The 539-nt window shown below is 77.0% G+C and carries 1 pseudogene; it reads right to left on the bottom strand.

The annotated features are described in order from the left end of the window. A pseudogene (locus tag HMPREF3086_RS04285) lies at window positions 1-426 on the bottom strand (4-(cytidine 5'-diphospho)-2-C-methyl-D-erythritol kinase); the annotation flags it as partial. Between the last annotated feature and the right edge of the window lie 113 nt (window positions 427-539).

Genomic DNA, 539 nt, shown 5'->3' with positions numbered 1-539 from the left:
CCGGCCGAGTCCCAGACCGAGCAGCCGGTCCGTGGCCACCAGGGCGGCCGCGGCGTCCGCGCTGCCGCCGGCCATCCCGCCGGCCACGGGGACCCCCTTGTGTATCCGGATGGCGATCCGGGCGTCCGACCCCGCCTCCTCGCGGAGCAGATCGACCGCCCGGGCGGCGAGATTGGTCCGGTCCGTGGGCACCTGCGGGGCCCCCGGCCCGGTGACGGTGATCTCGTCGTCGTCGCCAGACCCGGCGGCGCCGCCGGCGAACGACACGGTGACGCGCTCCCACATGTCCACGGCGCGATAGACGGTGAGCAGGTCGTGGAAGCCGTCTGGGCGGGCGTCGCCGACGCCCAGGTGGAGGTTGATCTTGGCGGGGGCGACGGCCGTCACGGCGCGCGCGCCGTCGGGGGTGAACACGTCGCGGGGCATGACCACCAGCCTACGGCTCGCGGTGCCCCGGCCCGATCCCGAGCCGCGCCGCCGCCTCCGCGACGCGCACGAAGTCGGCGGTGGTGAGCTGCTCGCCGCGGGCGCGCGGGTCG

Source organism: Dietzia sp. HMSC21D01 (genome assembly GCF_001815995.1).
Taxonomy (GTDB): domain Bacteria; phylum Actinomycetota; class Actinomycetes; order Mycobacteriales; family Mycobacteriaceae; genus Dietzia; species Dietzia cinnamea.
The sequence above is the reverse complement of the archived record's forward strand: the minus strand, read 5'-3'. Positions and strand labels throughout refer to the sequence as shown.